The sequence below is a fragment of the Variovorax multivorans genome (assembly GCF_051216835.1).
Classification (GTDB): domain Bacteria; phylum Pseudomonadota; class Gammaproteobacteria; order Burkholderiales; family Burkholderiaceae_C; genus Variovorax.
Window position 1 is genome coordinate 71,729 of sequence record NZ_JBPJZL010000016.1, and the last position, 13,875, is coordinate 85,603.

8 protein-coding genes are annotated in these 13,875 nt (G+C 67.2%); 2 read left to right on the forward strand and 6 right to left on the reverse strand.

Translation table 11 applies throughout. The annotated features are described in order from the left end of the window. Nucleotides 1-36: 36 nt before the first annotated feature. Both mgtA and ACSFCA_RS30935 read right to left on the reverse strand, forming a co-directional pair. Entirely contained in the window at nt 37-2,805 is a 2,769-nt protein-coding gene (gene mgtA, locus ACSFCA_RS30930; protein ID WP_435462144.1) for a magnesium-translocating P-type ATPase, read from the reverse strand. Between the two features lie 215 nt (nt 2,806-3,020). Continuing rightward, nucleotides 3,021-3,224 carry a hypothetical protein gene (locus tag ACSFCA_RS30935; RefSeq protein WP_435462143.1) on the reverse strand — a complete coding sequence of 68 codons (204 nt, stop codon included), beginning with the start codon at nt 3,222-3,224 and terminating at the stop codon, nt 3,021-3,023. Nucleotides 3,225-3,664: 440 nt separating this feature from the next. Between ACSFCA_RS30935 and ACSFCA_RS30940 the strand changes: the two genes are divergently transcribed. Together ACSFCA_RS30940 and ACSFCA_RS30945 are read left to right on the forward strand one after the other, a co-directional pair. Next, nucleotides 3,665-4,105 carry a hypothetical protein gene (locus tag ACSFCA_RS30940; RefSeq protein ID WP_258353568.1) on the forward strand — a complete coding sequence of 147 codons (441 nt, stop codon included), beginning with the start codon at nt 3,665-3,667 and terminating at the stop codon, nt 4,103-4,105. 436 nt (nt 4,106-4,541) lie between these two features. Further along, on the forward strand, nt 4,542-5,039 hold the full coding sequence (locus ACSFCA_RS30945; protein WP_258353569.1) for a low molecular weight protein-tyrosine-phosphatase: 498 nt from the start codon (nt 4,542-4,544) through the stop codon (nt 5,037-5,039). On the opposite strand, the gene ACSFCA_RS30950 is transcribed toward ACSFCA_RS30945, so the two are convergent. The 4 genes from ACSFCA_RS30950 to ACSFCA_RS30965 form a co-directional block, all read right to left on the reverse strand. Continuing rightward, nucleotides 5,005-11,496 (reverse strand): autotransporter outer membrane beta-barrel domain-containing protein, encoded by a 6,492-nt coding sequence (locus ACSFCA_RS30950; protein WP_435462142.1) that lies wholly within the window; start codon nt 11,494-11,496, stop codon nt 5,005-5,007. The two genes, ACSFCA_RS30945 and ACSFCA_RS30950, sit on opposite strands and share 35 nt — an antisense overlap. 136 nt (nt 11,497-11,632) lie before the next feature. Then, a complete protein-coding gene (locus ACSFCA_RS30955; RefSeq protein WP_435462141.1) occupies nt 11,633-12,052 on the reverse strand; it encodes an acyl-CoA thioesterase in 420 nt (139 codons plus the stop codon). After that, complete coding sequence (locus ACSFCA_RS30960; RefSeq protein WP_435462140.1) at nt 12,052-13,353, reverse strand: TRAP transporter large permease; 1,302 nt, start codon at nt 13,351-13,353, stop codon at nt 12,052-12,054. The genes ACSFCA_RS30955 and ACSFCA_RS30960 overlap by 1 nt, the downstream gene beginning before the upstream one ends. Further along, a complete protein-coding gene (locus tag ACSFCA_RS30965; RefSeq protein WP_256216979.1) occupies nt 13,350-13,874 on the reverse strand; it encodes a TRAP transporter small permease in 525 nt (174 codons plus the stop codon). Before ACSFCA_RS30965 ends, ACSFCA_RS30960 begins: the two co-directional genes overlap by 4 nt. Nucleotide 13,875 lies beyond the last annotated feature (1 nt).

Consider the following 13,875-nt stretch of genomic DNA (forward strand, 5'->3'; position numbering starts at 1 on the left):
GCACGCACCCCGAACAGTCCCCTCAGCACAGGCACATCACTGCCACCCATACCGCCGCGCATACCACCCCTTCACCGCCTGCGTCAGCACCGCATAGCCGACCAGCATGGCGACAAGCCAAGGGAAGTACATCAACGGCAGCGCCTGCAGCTTGAAGTAGTGCGCCAGCGGTCCCATCGGCAGCCAGATGCCCACCGCGGCAATCGCCGCGCCCATGATCAGCAGCGGCCATGCCGCGCGGCTTTGCAGGAACGGGATCTTGCGCGTGCGGATCAGGTGCACGATCAGCGTCTGCGACAGCAGGCCCTCGACGAACCAGCCCGACTGGAACAACGTCTGGTGGCCCACCGTGTTGGCCGCGAACACGAACCACATCACCGCGAACGTGAGGATGTCGAACACCGAACTCAGCGGGCCGAAGAACACCATGAAGCGACCCAGGTCCGCCGGGTTCCAGCGCTGCGGGCTCTTCAGAAATTCGTCGTCCACGTTGTCGAACGGAATCGCGATCTGCGACACGTCGTACAGCAGGTTCTGAACCAGCAGGTGCAGCGGCAGCATCGGCAGAAACGGCAGGAACGCGCTCGCCACCAGCACCGAGAACACATTGCCGAAGTTCGAACTAGCAGTGAGCTTGATGTACTTGAGCATGTTCGCGAAAGTGCGGCGGCCCTGGATCACGCCTTGCTCCAGCACCATCAGGCTCTTCTCCAGCAGGATGATGTCGGCCGATTCCTTGGCCACGTCCACTGCGCCGTCCACCGAGATGCCGATGTCCGCTGCGCGCAGCGCGGGCGCGTCGTTGATGCCGTCGCCCATGAAGCCCACCACATGGCCGTTGGCATGCAGCGCGTGCACGATGCGTTCCTTGTGCGCGGGCGTGAGCTTGGCGAACACCTGGTGAGCTTCGACCACCAGGCGCAGGTCGGCATCGGCCATGTCCTCGATCTCGCGGCCGAGCACGATGCGGCCGACTTCCAGGCCCACGTCGGCGCAGACCTTGCGCGTGACCAGCTCGTTGTCGCCGGTCAGCACCTTCACGGCCACGCCGTGCTCAGCCAGCGCGCGCAGCGCGGGCGCGGTCGACTCCTTCGGCGGGTCGAGGAAGGCGACGTAGCCCAGCAGCATGAGCCCCGACTCGTCGGCCACGCCGTAGGCCGGCTTCTGCGCTTCGACTTTCAGCGAGCGGCTGGCCACTGCCACCACGCGCAGGCCCTGGGCATTGAGCTCCGACGCCACGCGATGAATGCGCGCCAGCACCTCCGCATCGAGCGCCAGCACTTCAGCGCCACGCTCGACCGAAGTGCACACCGACAGGATCTCTTCCAGCGCGCCCTTGCAGATCAGCAGGTGCTCGCTGCCGCCATTGGCCACCACTACCGACATGCGGCGGCGCGAGAAGTCGAAGGGCACTTCGTCGATCTTGCGGTAGGCCGTCTGCAGGCGTGTTTCGAACTGCATCTCGGCATGGCTCAGCACGGCCTTGTCGAGCAGGTTCTTCAGCCCCGTCTGGTGAAAGCTGTTGAGGTAGGCCAGTTGCAGCACGTGGTCGGATCCCTCGCCCCATGCGTTGGTGTGGCGTTCGAGCACGATGCGGTCCTGCGTCAGGGTGCCGGTCTTGTCGGTGCACAGCACGTCCATCGCGCCGAAGTTGTGAATGGCTTCGAGCCGCTTGACGATCACCTTCTGGCGCGACATCACGACCGCGCCTTTCGCCAGCGTGGCCGTCACGATCATCGGCAGCATCTCGGGCGTGAGGCCGACCGCGATCGACAGCGCGAACAGCGCCGCCTCCCACCAGTCGCCTTTGGCCACGCCGTTGATCACCAGCACCAGCGGCGCCATCACCAGCATGAAGCGGATCAGCACCCAGCTCACGCGGTTGATGCCTGCCTGGAACGCGCTGGTGCCGCGGTCGGTGGCTGTCACGCGTTGGGCCAGCGCGCCGAAGAAAGTGCGGTCGCCCGTGTGCACGATGAGCGCGCTGGCGGTGCCGCTGATCACGTTGGTGCCCATGAAGAGCAGGTTCTCGCGTTCGAGCACGCCCGCTGCGTGGTCGCCGCGATCGACGACGAATTTTTCCACCGGCATGGCCTCGCCCGTCAGCGCGGACTGGCTGATGAACAGGTCCTTGGCGGTGAGCAGTCGGCAATCGGCCGGGATCATGTCGCCGGCCGACAGCGCGATCACTTCGCCCGGCACCAGGTCGCGCATCGGCACTTCGACGCGAACCGTACCGGCGTGCGTGGTGTCGAAGCCCTCGTCGCCAGCAGCGCCCGCCTTGTAGCCCGGTGCAGGCCGGAGCACGGTGGAGGTGTTGCTCACCATCGCCTTGAGCCGGTCGGCCGCCTTGTTGGAGCGCGACTCCTGCAGGAAGCGCAGCACCGTCGACAGCACCACCATGCTGCCGATCACGAGCGTGGCCTTCATGTCCTCGGTGACATAGGAGACCAACGCCAGCACCGTCAGCAGCAGGTTGAACGGATTGCGATAGCACTGCCACAGGTGCTGCCACCAGGGCAGCGGCTGCTCGTGGCGCACCTCGTTGCTGCCGAGGCGCTTGCGCAGCACCTGCGCATGGCCTTCGCTGAGGCCGCGCGGCGAGCTGTTGAGCTTGACCAGCATCTCGCCGGCATCGGTGCGCGAGGCGACGCCCAGTGCCTTCGCGATGTCGGGCGGCATGCTGACGGCGGAGCCGGTGCCGACGGGCTTCGAGCCCAGCAGCGTCTGCCAGCGCTCGAAGTGATGCAGCATGTGGCGGCTGCGCAGGAAGCTTTCGAAGAAAGACTTCAGGACGTTTTTCATGGGGTTCTCCTTCGGGGCGGCCGCCGCCCGCCCAGGGAGAACCTCCAGGCATCAATCAGCCAGGAGCAACCCTTTGCGAAGCGCGGCGGCGGGCCGCGTTGTTGTTGGTGCAATCGATCGAAGCGAAGGGGGCGCGCTACGGCGCAAATGAGAGGCTGGGTCCATCGTGTGCTCCCGGGTTGCTTGCAGGTTGAAAGAGGGGCTCGGAGCGCGGCTCAGCGGCGAGGCGCGCAGGCCGGCTGGAGCACCAGGAAGCTGCGGATGCGGCGCGTTGTCCAGAGCGCCGCGACCTGGTCGAGCGAGGCATCGACGACGGGCGCGGCGTCCGCTGCCGCAGGGTCGCGGGCAGGCACGTGCGCCGACGGGCGAACGCGCTGCTGCTGTTCGTGCGGCTGACGACGAAGATGAAAGTGACGCATGACAAGGCTCCTTCGCGATGAAGGGCCTCGTGCACGGACGCACGCAAGCTGACTGAAAAAGTCAGCGACGAAACGACGGGAATCGGGAGGAGGGGAACCGCTTGCCGATGAGGCAAGAGGGTCACGCTGTGTGCACACCGGCACGCAGCGCGCAAGAAGCCTGCGCTAGAGAGCCGGGTGTGTCACGCCTGCCGAGGCACGCGTCTTGTCACTGATCCAACTGGCACTGTCCACGCACGGGGCTCCGAAATGAAGATGCAGGATTGTTGCACTGCGGCACGAACAGCGTCAACCCTTTTGGCCATGTCCCCCGATGCCAGCATGGTGGTTATCGCCTCACTGTTGCGGTTACGCCTTGGCTCGATTTCGGCCCCGGGGCCATGCCGATGCTGAGGGCTGGTGTGTATGCTCCGCCCGCCCAAACAACCTGAGCCCTGAAAATGCGCTTCGCCTTTGCCTCGTTGACTCTTCTTGCCATGCTCGGGGGCTGTGCCCCGACACAGCCCGTCAAGAATTTTGAGTTCCCTCCGACCCAGTCGAAAGCGAGGATCAAGTTCTATGACGACGCCAACCGAATCTCGGCGACCTTGTCTGTGTCCGACAGATGCGGAGAGGAGGGCGATGCCAGAACCTGGCGTTGGCTTGAGATTCCGGCCGGTGTAAGGGTCTACGTCGGGCATAAGAACAACACCGGCTACACAGGCAGCACCTGCAGTTTCTTCTATTCGTTCATTCCGAAGGAGGGGGCTTCGTACATCTCGGACCTCAAGGAGAAAGTCTTCTATTGCACTTATGACCTCTACGAGCAGCCGGCCGAGAACGGTGAGAAGCTGTCGATTCCAACCAAAGAGCCTGGCGGATGCCGTTGGAGTGCGAAGTGACCTCCTCATGCGCCTGGTCAAGCTGGCCGGTCTCGGGCTACGCGACCTGGCTTCGCTTCACAGAACACTCCCGCGGACTTCATGCCGAATTCACTTCGCTTGAGCACACTGGCTTCGACAGCAGACGGCGCTGGTAGAGGCGAGGGAGGAATAAAACCGCTCAGGGAAGTGCCTCGATGCCGACTGCTGTCACCTTTCACGGTCTGTAGGACCATCAGACCAAAGCGTCCACACGTAAAAAAGCCCGCTCGAGGCGGGCTTTGGGAATGTGGTCGTGAACTCTTACGCGGTCCACGCTACGGCAAATTCTTTTGCATGAAGTCATTTTTGTTTTTTTCGTCGTAGTGACTTCGACGCGCTGGTGTGAGATTCAGCTTGCCTGGCCAGGCAACGCTCAGGATCATTGAGCGAGGCCGTATTGTAGCCTCTGTCGCATATGAAGAAACTGGCAATCCTGTTTATTTGCACCGGCAACATCTGCCGCTCGCCAACGGCCCATGCATTGCTCATGCACAAGGCCCGCATCGCAGGCATGGCGGTCGATGTCGACAGCGCTGCCATCTCCGACGAGGAGCGCGGCAACCCGCCCGATCCACGCTCCGTGGCCGAGGCCAAACGCCGTGGCATCGAGATGCACGCCCATTCCGCGCGGCAGGTCCGCAAGGCCGACTTCGAACGTTTCGACCTGATCGTCGGCATGACTGCCCAGCACTGCGCCGCGCTGCGCCGGCTCGCGCCCGCAGGCACGGCCCACAAGGTGCACCTGTTCACCGAATTCGCCGAGGGTGTCGAAGGCGATGTGCCCGACCCCTGGTATGGCGGGCATCAGGCTTTTGTCGAAGTCTTCGACCTGATCGATCTTGGCGTCGACGGCCTGCTGACGAGGCTGGCCGCGCTTGCTACCAGCGCACCCGCACACCCAGCGACGCGTTGATCGAGCTCTTCAAGCGCGCCGCGCCGCCCGAGGCCCACAGCTTGCCGAGCTCCCCGTAGAGCGAGGCGCGCTCGCCGAGGGCGAGCGTCACGCCACCGGCCACTTCGGTGCTGGTCGAACCCGTTTCGCTGCGGATGGCCGTACCGCCGCCGAAGTTCAGGAACTGCGTCACGTCGGCACCGCCAGAGGCGTGGAACACGTTGATGCGCCCATAGGGCTGCAGCGTCCCGGTGCCGGTGGCGATCTCGCCCTTGATGCGCACGCCTGCGCGCACGATGAGGCCGTCATGCGGGTCCTGTGTCACCGCGGCGCCGGAGATGCCCGTGTCGTCCATGCGCAGGCGCTGGTGAATGAGCTGCAGCTGCGGTTCCACGATCCAGCCGCTGCCGATGCCGAAGGCCTTGCCCACCTCGATGGAGGCCAGCAGGCTCTTGCCCTTGCCCGAACTGCCGAAGGTCGCGAACGGCTGCACGTTGTAGCGGTGCTGGCCGGCCTGCAGCACGGCATCGGCGTACCAGCCCTCGTCGCCGTGCCAGGTGGCGTAGGCGCCGAGGTAGCGGCTGCGCAGGTCGTTGGAACCCACGTCCAGCCCCTGGATGCCGCGCGCGAGGCCGTTCACGCGGATGTTGCCTTCGAGCTGGCCGACGTAGACGCCCACGTTCCAGCGGGTGTCGGCCCACAGGTCGGTACCAGCCTGGAAGCCGTGGAGGCGACCCTTGCTCTGCGCGTTCACGGTGCCACGCTGGCTCGCGTCGATGTCGGTGCTGATCAGGCGGCCCCAGGCGCGGCGACCGCGAGCGCTGGCGCCGTCGGTGGCCAGCCGCGTGTCGTCGCCGCCGCGCAGGTGCAGGTTGCCCAGCATCTCGAGGTTGCCTTGGCGCAGCTGTTGCGCCAGCGCGGCATACAGCGGCACTTCGATGCGGTAGGTAGGCAACCCGCCGATCCCGCCCGGCCCGCCCGGTGTTCCAGGAAGGCCACCGGTGGTGGAGCGCAGGTACCAGTTCTCGCCGCTGCCGCTGGCATCCGCCGGGTACAGCCGGTACTCGTAGGCGCCAGCGTCCACGTGGCCGCCGGCCAGCGAGAAGGCGTCCCTGGTGGTCTGCGCGGTGGTGGTCGCGCCGTTCAGGGCGCTGATCACCTCGATGCCGTTGCCCGTCGTCAGCGCGCCCAGTCCGCCGAGGTTGATGATCTGCACCGTGGTGCGCCCGCTTGCGGTCGCGCCGGCGCCGTCGAGCACCAGGCGGTCCGAGGGGCCGGTGGCATTGAGCACCGCGCCCAGTTGCAGGATGCCGTTGTTGCCCGTGTAGGGCCCGGTGACGGTGAGCGTGGTGCCCGGCGCGGCGCCGGCCAGCGAGACCGTGCCGCCGTTGGCCAGCGAGGCCACCGTCTGGCTGAAGCCGGTCAGGTCGAGCGTCGCACCCGCGGACACGCTGGTGGCGGAGGCAGCGCTCAACGCATTGGCCGCGCCTGCGCGCAGCGTGCCCGCGTCCACCTGCGTTGCACCGGTGTAGGTGTTGGCGGTGCCGGCCAGCGTCAGCGTGCCGCTGCCCTCCTTGACGAGCGCGCCGCTGCCGCTGACGGCGCCCGTGAGCGTGCCGTTGAAGGCACCGGTGTCGACCACCGCGCCGCCGCCGCCGGCGCCGAGCGTCACGTTGTTGGCGACCGTCAGGCCATCGGCCGCAAGACCGAGCGTGGTGCCGCCAGACATCGCCAGCGCGCCCGTGCCCAGTGCCGCATTGGCGCCCACGTCGATGCGGCCCTGTGTGAGCGATGTGCCGCCCGCATAGCTGTTCGCGCCGGTCAGCGTGAAGGTGCCCGTGCCTTGCTTGACCAGGTCGCCGCTGCCGCTGAGCGTGCCGCCGAAGGTGGTGCTGGTGTTGTCGCCGCCGGTCGTGAGCGTTGCGCTGCCGAGCTGGAGTTCGCCGCCGGCCGTGCCGCCGCCGGACAGCGAGCCGATGGTCTGGTTGAAACTGTTCAGGTCCAGCGTTGCGCCCGCCGTGTTGGCCAGTGCGATAGGCGCGGTGGGATTCAGCAGGTCCGGCGCGCCGAAGCGCAGCGTGCCGGCCGCGACGGTGGTGGCGCCCGTGAGGGTGCTGGTGCCTGCGAGCGTCAGCGTGCCTGCGCCCGACTTGACCAGGCCGCCGCTGCCGCCGAGCGCGCCGCTGGCGGTGAAGTCCAGACCCGGATCGACGATCTCGATGCCGCCGCCCGCCGCGCCGATGTCCAGGTTGCGCGCGGTACCGGTGAACGCGGTGCCTGTCACCTGCAGGCGCCCGCCGTCCAGCGTCACATTGCCGGCGGCCGCGCCGAGGTTCACATCGGCGGAAACGGACAGCGTGCCGCCTTGCACCGCGGTGCCGCCGGTGTAGGTGTTGGTGCCGCCGAGAACCAGCGTGCCGTCGCCGGTCTTGGCGATGCCGGCCGTGCCCGCGACCGTGTTGTTCAGCGTGGCGGTGAAGCCGGCCGAGCCCGCGCCGCCGTCGCCGACGCGGATCTCCGCCTTCGCGCCGCCCCCTGCGCCCAGCAGCGTCAGCGCGTCGCCGGTCAGCGTGTAGCCGTTGCTCGCGAACTGCAGGCCGGTGGCCTGCACCGCGCCGCCGGTGTTGTCCACCGTCACGGTGCCCGGCGCGCCGGTGAAGATCGCGAAGCCCGGCTGCGGCTGCATCGGCAGCGAGATGTTGCCCACCGCATCGGTCCACACCGGCGAGGTGGTCGACCAAGTGCCGGTGCCGCCGCCCGACTGCGTCGGGCTGGCCAGGCCATTGGCATTCCAGAAGTCCAGCGTCATGCCCGTGCTGTTGACGAGCGTGAAGCGCTTGTCGGCGCTGAGGTTTTGCAGGACCAACGTGGCGCCGCCGGGTACACCGCCCAGCGTCAGCGTGCCGCCGCCCGTGAGCGCGCCGCCGTAGTCCACGAGCCGGTACACACCGGGGCCGAAGCCGCCGGTGTCCGTCACATTGATGGTGGTGTTGCCCGCGATGAGGAGGTTGCCGCCCACGCTCACGCTGTCGCTCTGGCCGGGCGTGGCGAAGTTGGCGCCGGGCGTGCCGAACTGGTAGTCGAACACGCTGCCGTTGGCAAGCGACAGGCTGCCGCCGATGGTGAGCATGCCCATCGCGCCGGGGGTGCCCGGTGCCAGCACGGCAGTGTTGTTGAGCGTGACATCGCCACCGATGCGGCCATTGCCCGACAGCGTGGAGCCGTTCTGCATCGTGACCGCGCCGCTCCCGGTGGCGCTGCCGGTCGCATTGCCCACCTGCAGCGTGCCGCTGGCGACCACGGTCGGCCCCGAGTAGTTGTTGGCGCCGTTCAGCGCCAGCGTGCCGGTGCTGCCCATCGAGATTCCCCCGGCGCCGCTGACCGTGCCGCCGAGCGTGATGTTCCTGGCGCCCGCGACACCCAGGTTGCCGTTGAGCGCGACGTCGTTCGCCAGCGCCACGTCGGTGCTGGCGCTGAGCATCGCGGTGCTGGCCACCGTCAGCGCGCCGGTACCCAGGGCTGCGTTGTTGCCGACGCTGAGCGTGCCCGCCTGCAGGGTGACGCCGCCGCCGAAATTGTTGGCGTTGTTGAGTGCCAGCGTGCCGGTGCCGTTCTTGATGAGCGAGCCGGCGCCGCTCACCGTGCCGTCGAGCGTGAGGTCTGCTGCGCCGCCCACCGTGAGCCCCGCGCCTGCTCCGAGCGTGACGGCGTTGGTCAGCGCGAGTGCACCGCCCGTGCTCGACAGCGTGGCGTTGCCCGTCACGCCGAGCGTGCCGGTGCCCAGCGAGGTGCTGGTGCCCAGCGCGAGCTGGCCGCCGGCCAGCGTCACGCCGCCGCCGAAGTTATTGGCGCCGCCTAGCGTGACGGCGGCAGCGCCGTTGACCGCGAGCGCGCCCGCACCGCCGATGACGCCGCCCAGCATGAGCGCATTCGCGCCACCCAGGCCCAGCGTGGCGCCGCCGTTGAGCGTGACGTTGTTGCCCAGGGTAATGCCGGGTACGCCCGCGCTCAGGTTCGCGCTGCCGCTGACACCGAGCCCACCCGTGCCCAGCGCGAGGTTGTTGCCCACGCTGAGCGTGCCGCTGGCCAGGTTGACGCCGCCCAGAAGGCCGACGTTGGCGCCATTGAGGGCCAGCGTCGCCGTGCCGTTATAGCCCAGCGTGCCGATGCCCGACACCAGCCCGCCGAGGGCGATGTTGTTGGCGCCGCCCACGGTCAGGCCCGCGTTGAGAACGACCGCGTTGCCTACGCTCACGTTCGCACTCGCATCGAGCGTGGCAGCGCCGTTGACCGTCAGCGCGCCCAGGCCCAGCGACGTGTTCGTGCCGATGCCCAGGCTGCCGGCCTGCAGGTTCACGCCGCCGGAGAAAGTGCTCGCGCCGCCCAGCGAGAGCTTGGCGGCGCCGGTCTTGATGAGGCCGCCGAGGCCGCCGAGGGCGCCGTTGAGCGCCAGGTCGCTGCCGCTGCCGATGGTCAGGCCGGCATTGAGGTTGAAGTTGTTGACAAGGCTCACGGCCGCGCCGGCCGTGAGCGAGCCGGCACCGCTGACCGTGACCGCCCCCGTGCCCAGCGCGAGGTTGTTGCCGACGGTGAGCGCGCCGCCGCCCAGGTTGAAGCCGCCGGCGAAGTTGTTCGCGCCGTTGAGCGTGAGTCCCGGCGCGCCGGCCAGGCTCATGCCGCCCGCGCCACTGATCGTGCCGTTGAGCGTCAGCGCACCGCCTCCGCCACCCGCGCCGAAGTTCAGTGTGTTGTTGAGCACGACAGCGTTGCCGATCGTCACGCCGGCCGCACCGGTCAGCGAACCGGCGCCGTTGACGGTCAGCGCGCCCGAGCCGAGCACGGAACTGTTGCCCAGATCGATCGAGCCGGCCTGCAGCACGGTGCCGCCGCCGTAGTTGTTGCTGCCCGTCAGCGCCAGGGCGCCGCTGTTGAGCGTCAGGCTGCCGGCACCGGCAATGTTGCCGCCCAGAGTCAGGGTGCCCGCGCCGTTGAGCGACAGGGCGCCATTGAGCTGCACCGGGTTGGTGAGCGTGCCCGTGAAAGCGGTGTTCAGCGTGGCCGGACCGCCGACCTGGAACAGGCCGGTGCCGAGCGAGCTGGCCGAGCCCAGCGTGAGCCCGCCCGCATTGAGCGCCAGCCCGCCGCTGAAGTTGTTGCTGCCGGACAGCGCCAGGGTGCCGGCCCCGTTCTTGATCAGCCCGCCCGCGCCGCTGATCGTGCCGCCGAGCGTCAGGCCGTTGGCGCCCTGCACGATCAGGTCGCCTGTCAGGTTGACGTTCTGCGCCAGCGCCAGGCCCGGAAGCGACGCCTCGATGGCGCCGCCGTTGGCCGTCAGCGCGCCGGTGCCGAAAGCCAGCGGGTTGTCGAAGACCGAGAGACCGCCGTTGAGCGTGGTGGCGCCGCTCACCACCGCGCCGGTGAGCGTCCACGTGCCGCTGTTGACGGTCAGGTTCTCGAAGTTGAGGTACTGCAGGCCCGAGATGTTGCCGGTGCCGCCCGTGCCGGAGCCGGGCCCGGCGATGGTGTTCTGCAGCACGAGCGTGTCGCTTCCGCCGACGCCCGCATCGACCGTGCCCGTGGCGGCGAATGTGAGCAGGCCCGGTGGGAGGGTCAGCGTGGGAATGGTCACGGCAGGCAGCGGTATCAGTGGATTGCCGATCGACGACCCGGTCACCGCCACGAAGGTGTCGTTGCTGACTGTGGTGCCCAGCGAGACGCTGCCGTTGATGGTGCCTGCGTTGACGAAGGTGTTGCCGCCGGCGGTGGGGCTCTCGAAAGCCACGCGGCCCGTGATCGTTCCGGTGTTCGTGAAGTTGACGTTGCCGCCGCCGTAGACGGCGACCGCGATCGAGTTGACCGGATCGAAAGCGCCCAGCACGTTCACGCCGATCGAGCCGCTGTTGTTGAACGTCGTGGTTCCGGCGTTGGCGATGACCGCCGCCGTGCCGAGCAGGCCGAAGGTGCCGTCGAAGGTGCCTTCGAGCAAGCCCGAGTTGTTCACCGTGACGTTGCTGCTGGTGGGCGCGATCAGGTTGCCGATGGTCAGGGCCCGAGCGAGCACGAGGGACCCCGCCGCATTCGCATCGATGGCGCCCAGGTTGTTGAGCGTGATGTTGTCGCCCCCAAGGGCCATCGCCGTACCGCCGGGCAGCGTGCTCATGATGCCGCCCGCCTGCACCGTCACGGCGAGGCCGTTCGCGTTGCTGAGAAAACTGTTCGGGTTCGGCGGCAGCGTGATCGGCACGCCGGTGCAGCTCACCGTGTCGTTGTCGATGGGAGCTGCGGGTGTGCATGCCGCCGCCGCTTCGCCGCTGTGAAACTGCAGCGCCGCCAGCACCGCGAGGGCAGGGAGCACGCTGTGGCATACAGCACCGGTGCTGCCTCTTGTCCTTCCTGAACCATTGCGCTTCGTCAGTTCCGATGCGACCCGGAACTCCCCCGACCGACGATCAAAGATGACACGGTAGACATGGTTCACGGCTCGCCTCCAGCCTTGTAATGGCTGCGATTATTTGTATCGAGGCGTGTGAAATGAAAGGGTACTGAAAGGCTTCACGGAGCGCGAAGCCGCGACGAATGAGGTCCAAGGAATTAAGCGGCGTCGCTGGCCGGCGCTATGCGCAGAGTGCGCGAATGTCCGGCGGAATCGGCACCGCGCGGATGCCGCCGCCCTCGCGTTTCGCGGCGAAGATCCGCACCTCTTCGCATTCGAGGATCAGGTCATCCCCGCGCGTCACGCGGTACGTCTGCACAAAACTCTTCTCGCGCCACTCGGTGATGCGCACCGCAATCTGCAGCGTATCCCCATAGCTCGCGGCCTTCACGAAGCGCGTGTGCGTGTCGACCAGCGGCGTGCCGATCACACCCAGCGTTTCGGTCGTTTCCTCCCAGCGCGGCACGCCGCACTCGGCAAAGAAGTGCCGGGAGGCCGCATCGATCCAGCGGAAGAAGTTGGGGAACCAGACGATGCCGGCCGGGTCGCAATCGCCGAATTCGACGCGTGCGGTGTAGACGATTTCTTTGATGCTGCTCATCAGCCCATTCTCGTCGGCAGCCACAGGGCAATGATGGGGAAGGCGATCAGGATCACCAGCCGCACGATGTCGGTCACGATGAACGGCAGCACGCCCTTGAAGATGGTGGTGAAGCTCACGTCCTTCACCACGCTCTTGATGACGAACACGTTCATCCCCACCGGTGGATGGATGAGCCCCAGCTCCACCGTCATCACGATGATCACACCGAACCAGATGGGGTCGAAGCCCAGGTGCACGATCACCGGGTAGATGATGGGCACGGTCAGGATGATCATCGCCATCGCGTCCATCAGGCAGCCCAGCACCAAGTACATGAGCATGATGAGCGCGAGCACGCCGTAGCGACCGATGCCAAGGCTGGTGAGGAATTCGGTGAGCTTCTGCGGGCTTTGCGTGATGGTGAGGAAGTACCCGAACAGCAGCGCGCCGATCAGCACCGTGAACACCGCCGCAGCCGTGCGCGTGGCCGACAGCAGTGCCTCGCGGATCTTCGGGCCGTCGAGCTTGCGCCGCACCAGCCCGAGAATGAACGCACCGCTCGCGCCCACACCGCCTGCCTCTGTCGGCGTGAAGAAGCCGCCGTAGAGCCCGCCGATCACGAACACGAACAGCACCAGCGGCGCCCACACGTTCTTCAAATCCTTCAGGCGCTCCGACCACGGCTTGATCTCGCCGCCTGGCAGCCAGCCTGGCCGCGCCTTCACGATGATCGCGATGGTCAGCACGTACATCGCCATCGCGAGGATGCCGGGCACGATGCCCGCCATGAAGAGCTTGCCGATGTCCTGCTGCGTGAGGATGGCGTACACCGCCAGCACGGTCGAGGGCGGCAATATCGCGCCCAGCGTGCCGCCCGCAGCGATCACGCCGGTGGAAAACGACTGCGGGTAGTTGAAGCGCCGCATCTCTGGATACGCCACCGCCGAGAACGTAGCGGCCGTGGCCACCGACGAACCGCAGATCGCCGCGAAGCCGCCGCACGCCACCACCGTGGCCACGCCGAGGCCGCCGCGCAGGTGGCCGATCATCGAGTTCGCTGCCTTGAAGAGCTCACGGCTCACGCCCGACACCGACACCAGCGCACCCATCAGCATGAACATGGGGATCACGCCGAAGGTGTAGTCGGTCACGGTGCGCATGGAGGTCTGGCCCACCAGCTTCAGCGCGGGACCGGGCCCGACGAGGTAGCTGTAGCCCACCACGCCGACCAGCCCCATCGCCATGCCGACCGGCACGCGCAACAACATCAAAACGAAGAGGGCGACGAAGCCCAGGATGGCAACTGCATCGGGGCTCATTCATCAGCCTTCTGTTCGGGGTGGATTTCTTCGAGCTGCTCGGGATGGAAGATCAGCCTGTAGGTGCGGATGGCGATCAGCAGCACCGCGCACACGTCGCCGGCCCAGGCCACCGCATAGAAGGGCCAGGTCGGAATGTTGAGGTCGTAGGTCTGCACGTTGTCGACATACGTGCCGCGCACCTTGTCGAACAGCATGGCGGTCTGCACCGCCACCACGAACAACAGCACCAGCGTGGCGAATACGTCGATCACGCGCTTCATGCGCGGACCCGCAGCCGTCCACACGAGGTCGACCGTGATATGGCCACCGCGGTAGCTGGTGGCCGCAATGCCCCAGAAGATCAGGATGCCCAGCAGCATGCGGCCGAAGTCGTATGCGTCGGGAATCGAGGTGTCGAAGAACTTGCGCAGCACCACGGCCACGAAGATGTTGAGCGCGACGATCCCCACGAAGATGGCGGCGAGCCATTCGATCGTGTTGATCGCGCGGTCCATATAGCTGGCGGACCGTGTAGCCATC

Excerpts from the sequence above, each read along its gene's own strand:
- mgtA (WP_435462144.1), bottom strand. The coding sequence starts at position 2,805 with ATGAAAAACGTCCTGAAGTCTTTCTTCGAAAGCTTCCTGCGCAGCCGC.
- ACSFCA_RS30935 (WP_435462143.1), bottom strand. The coding sequence starts at position 3,224 with ATGCGTCACTTTCATCTTCGTCGTCAGCCGCACGAACAGCAGCAGCGC.
- ACSFCA_RS30940 (WP_258353568.1), top strand. The coding sequence starts at position 3,665 with ATGCGCTTCGCCTTTGCCTCGTTGACTCTTCTTGCCATGCTCGGGGGC.
- ACSFCA_RS30945 (WP_258353569.1), top strand. The coding sequence starts at position 4,542 with ATGAAGAAACTGGCAATCCTGTTTATTTGCACCGGCAACATCTGCCGC.
- ACSFCA_RS30955 (WP_435462141.1), bottom strand. The coding sequence starts at position 12,052 with ATGAGCAGCATCAAAGAAATCGTCTACACCGCACGCGTCGAATTCGGC.
- ACSFCA_RS30960 (WP_435462140.1), bottom strand. The coding sequence starts at position 13,353 with ATGAGCCCCGATGCAGTTGCCATCCTGGGCTTCGTCGCCCTCTTCGTT.
- ACSFCA_RS30965 (WP_256216979.1), bottom strand. The coding sequence starts at position 13,874 with ATGGCTACACGGTCCGCCAGCTATATGGACCGCGCGATCAACACGATC.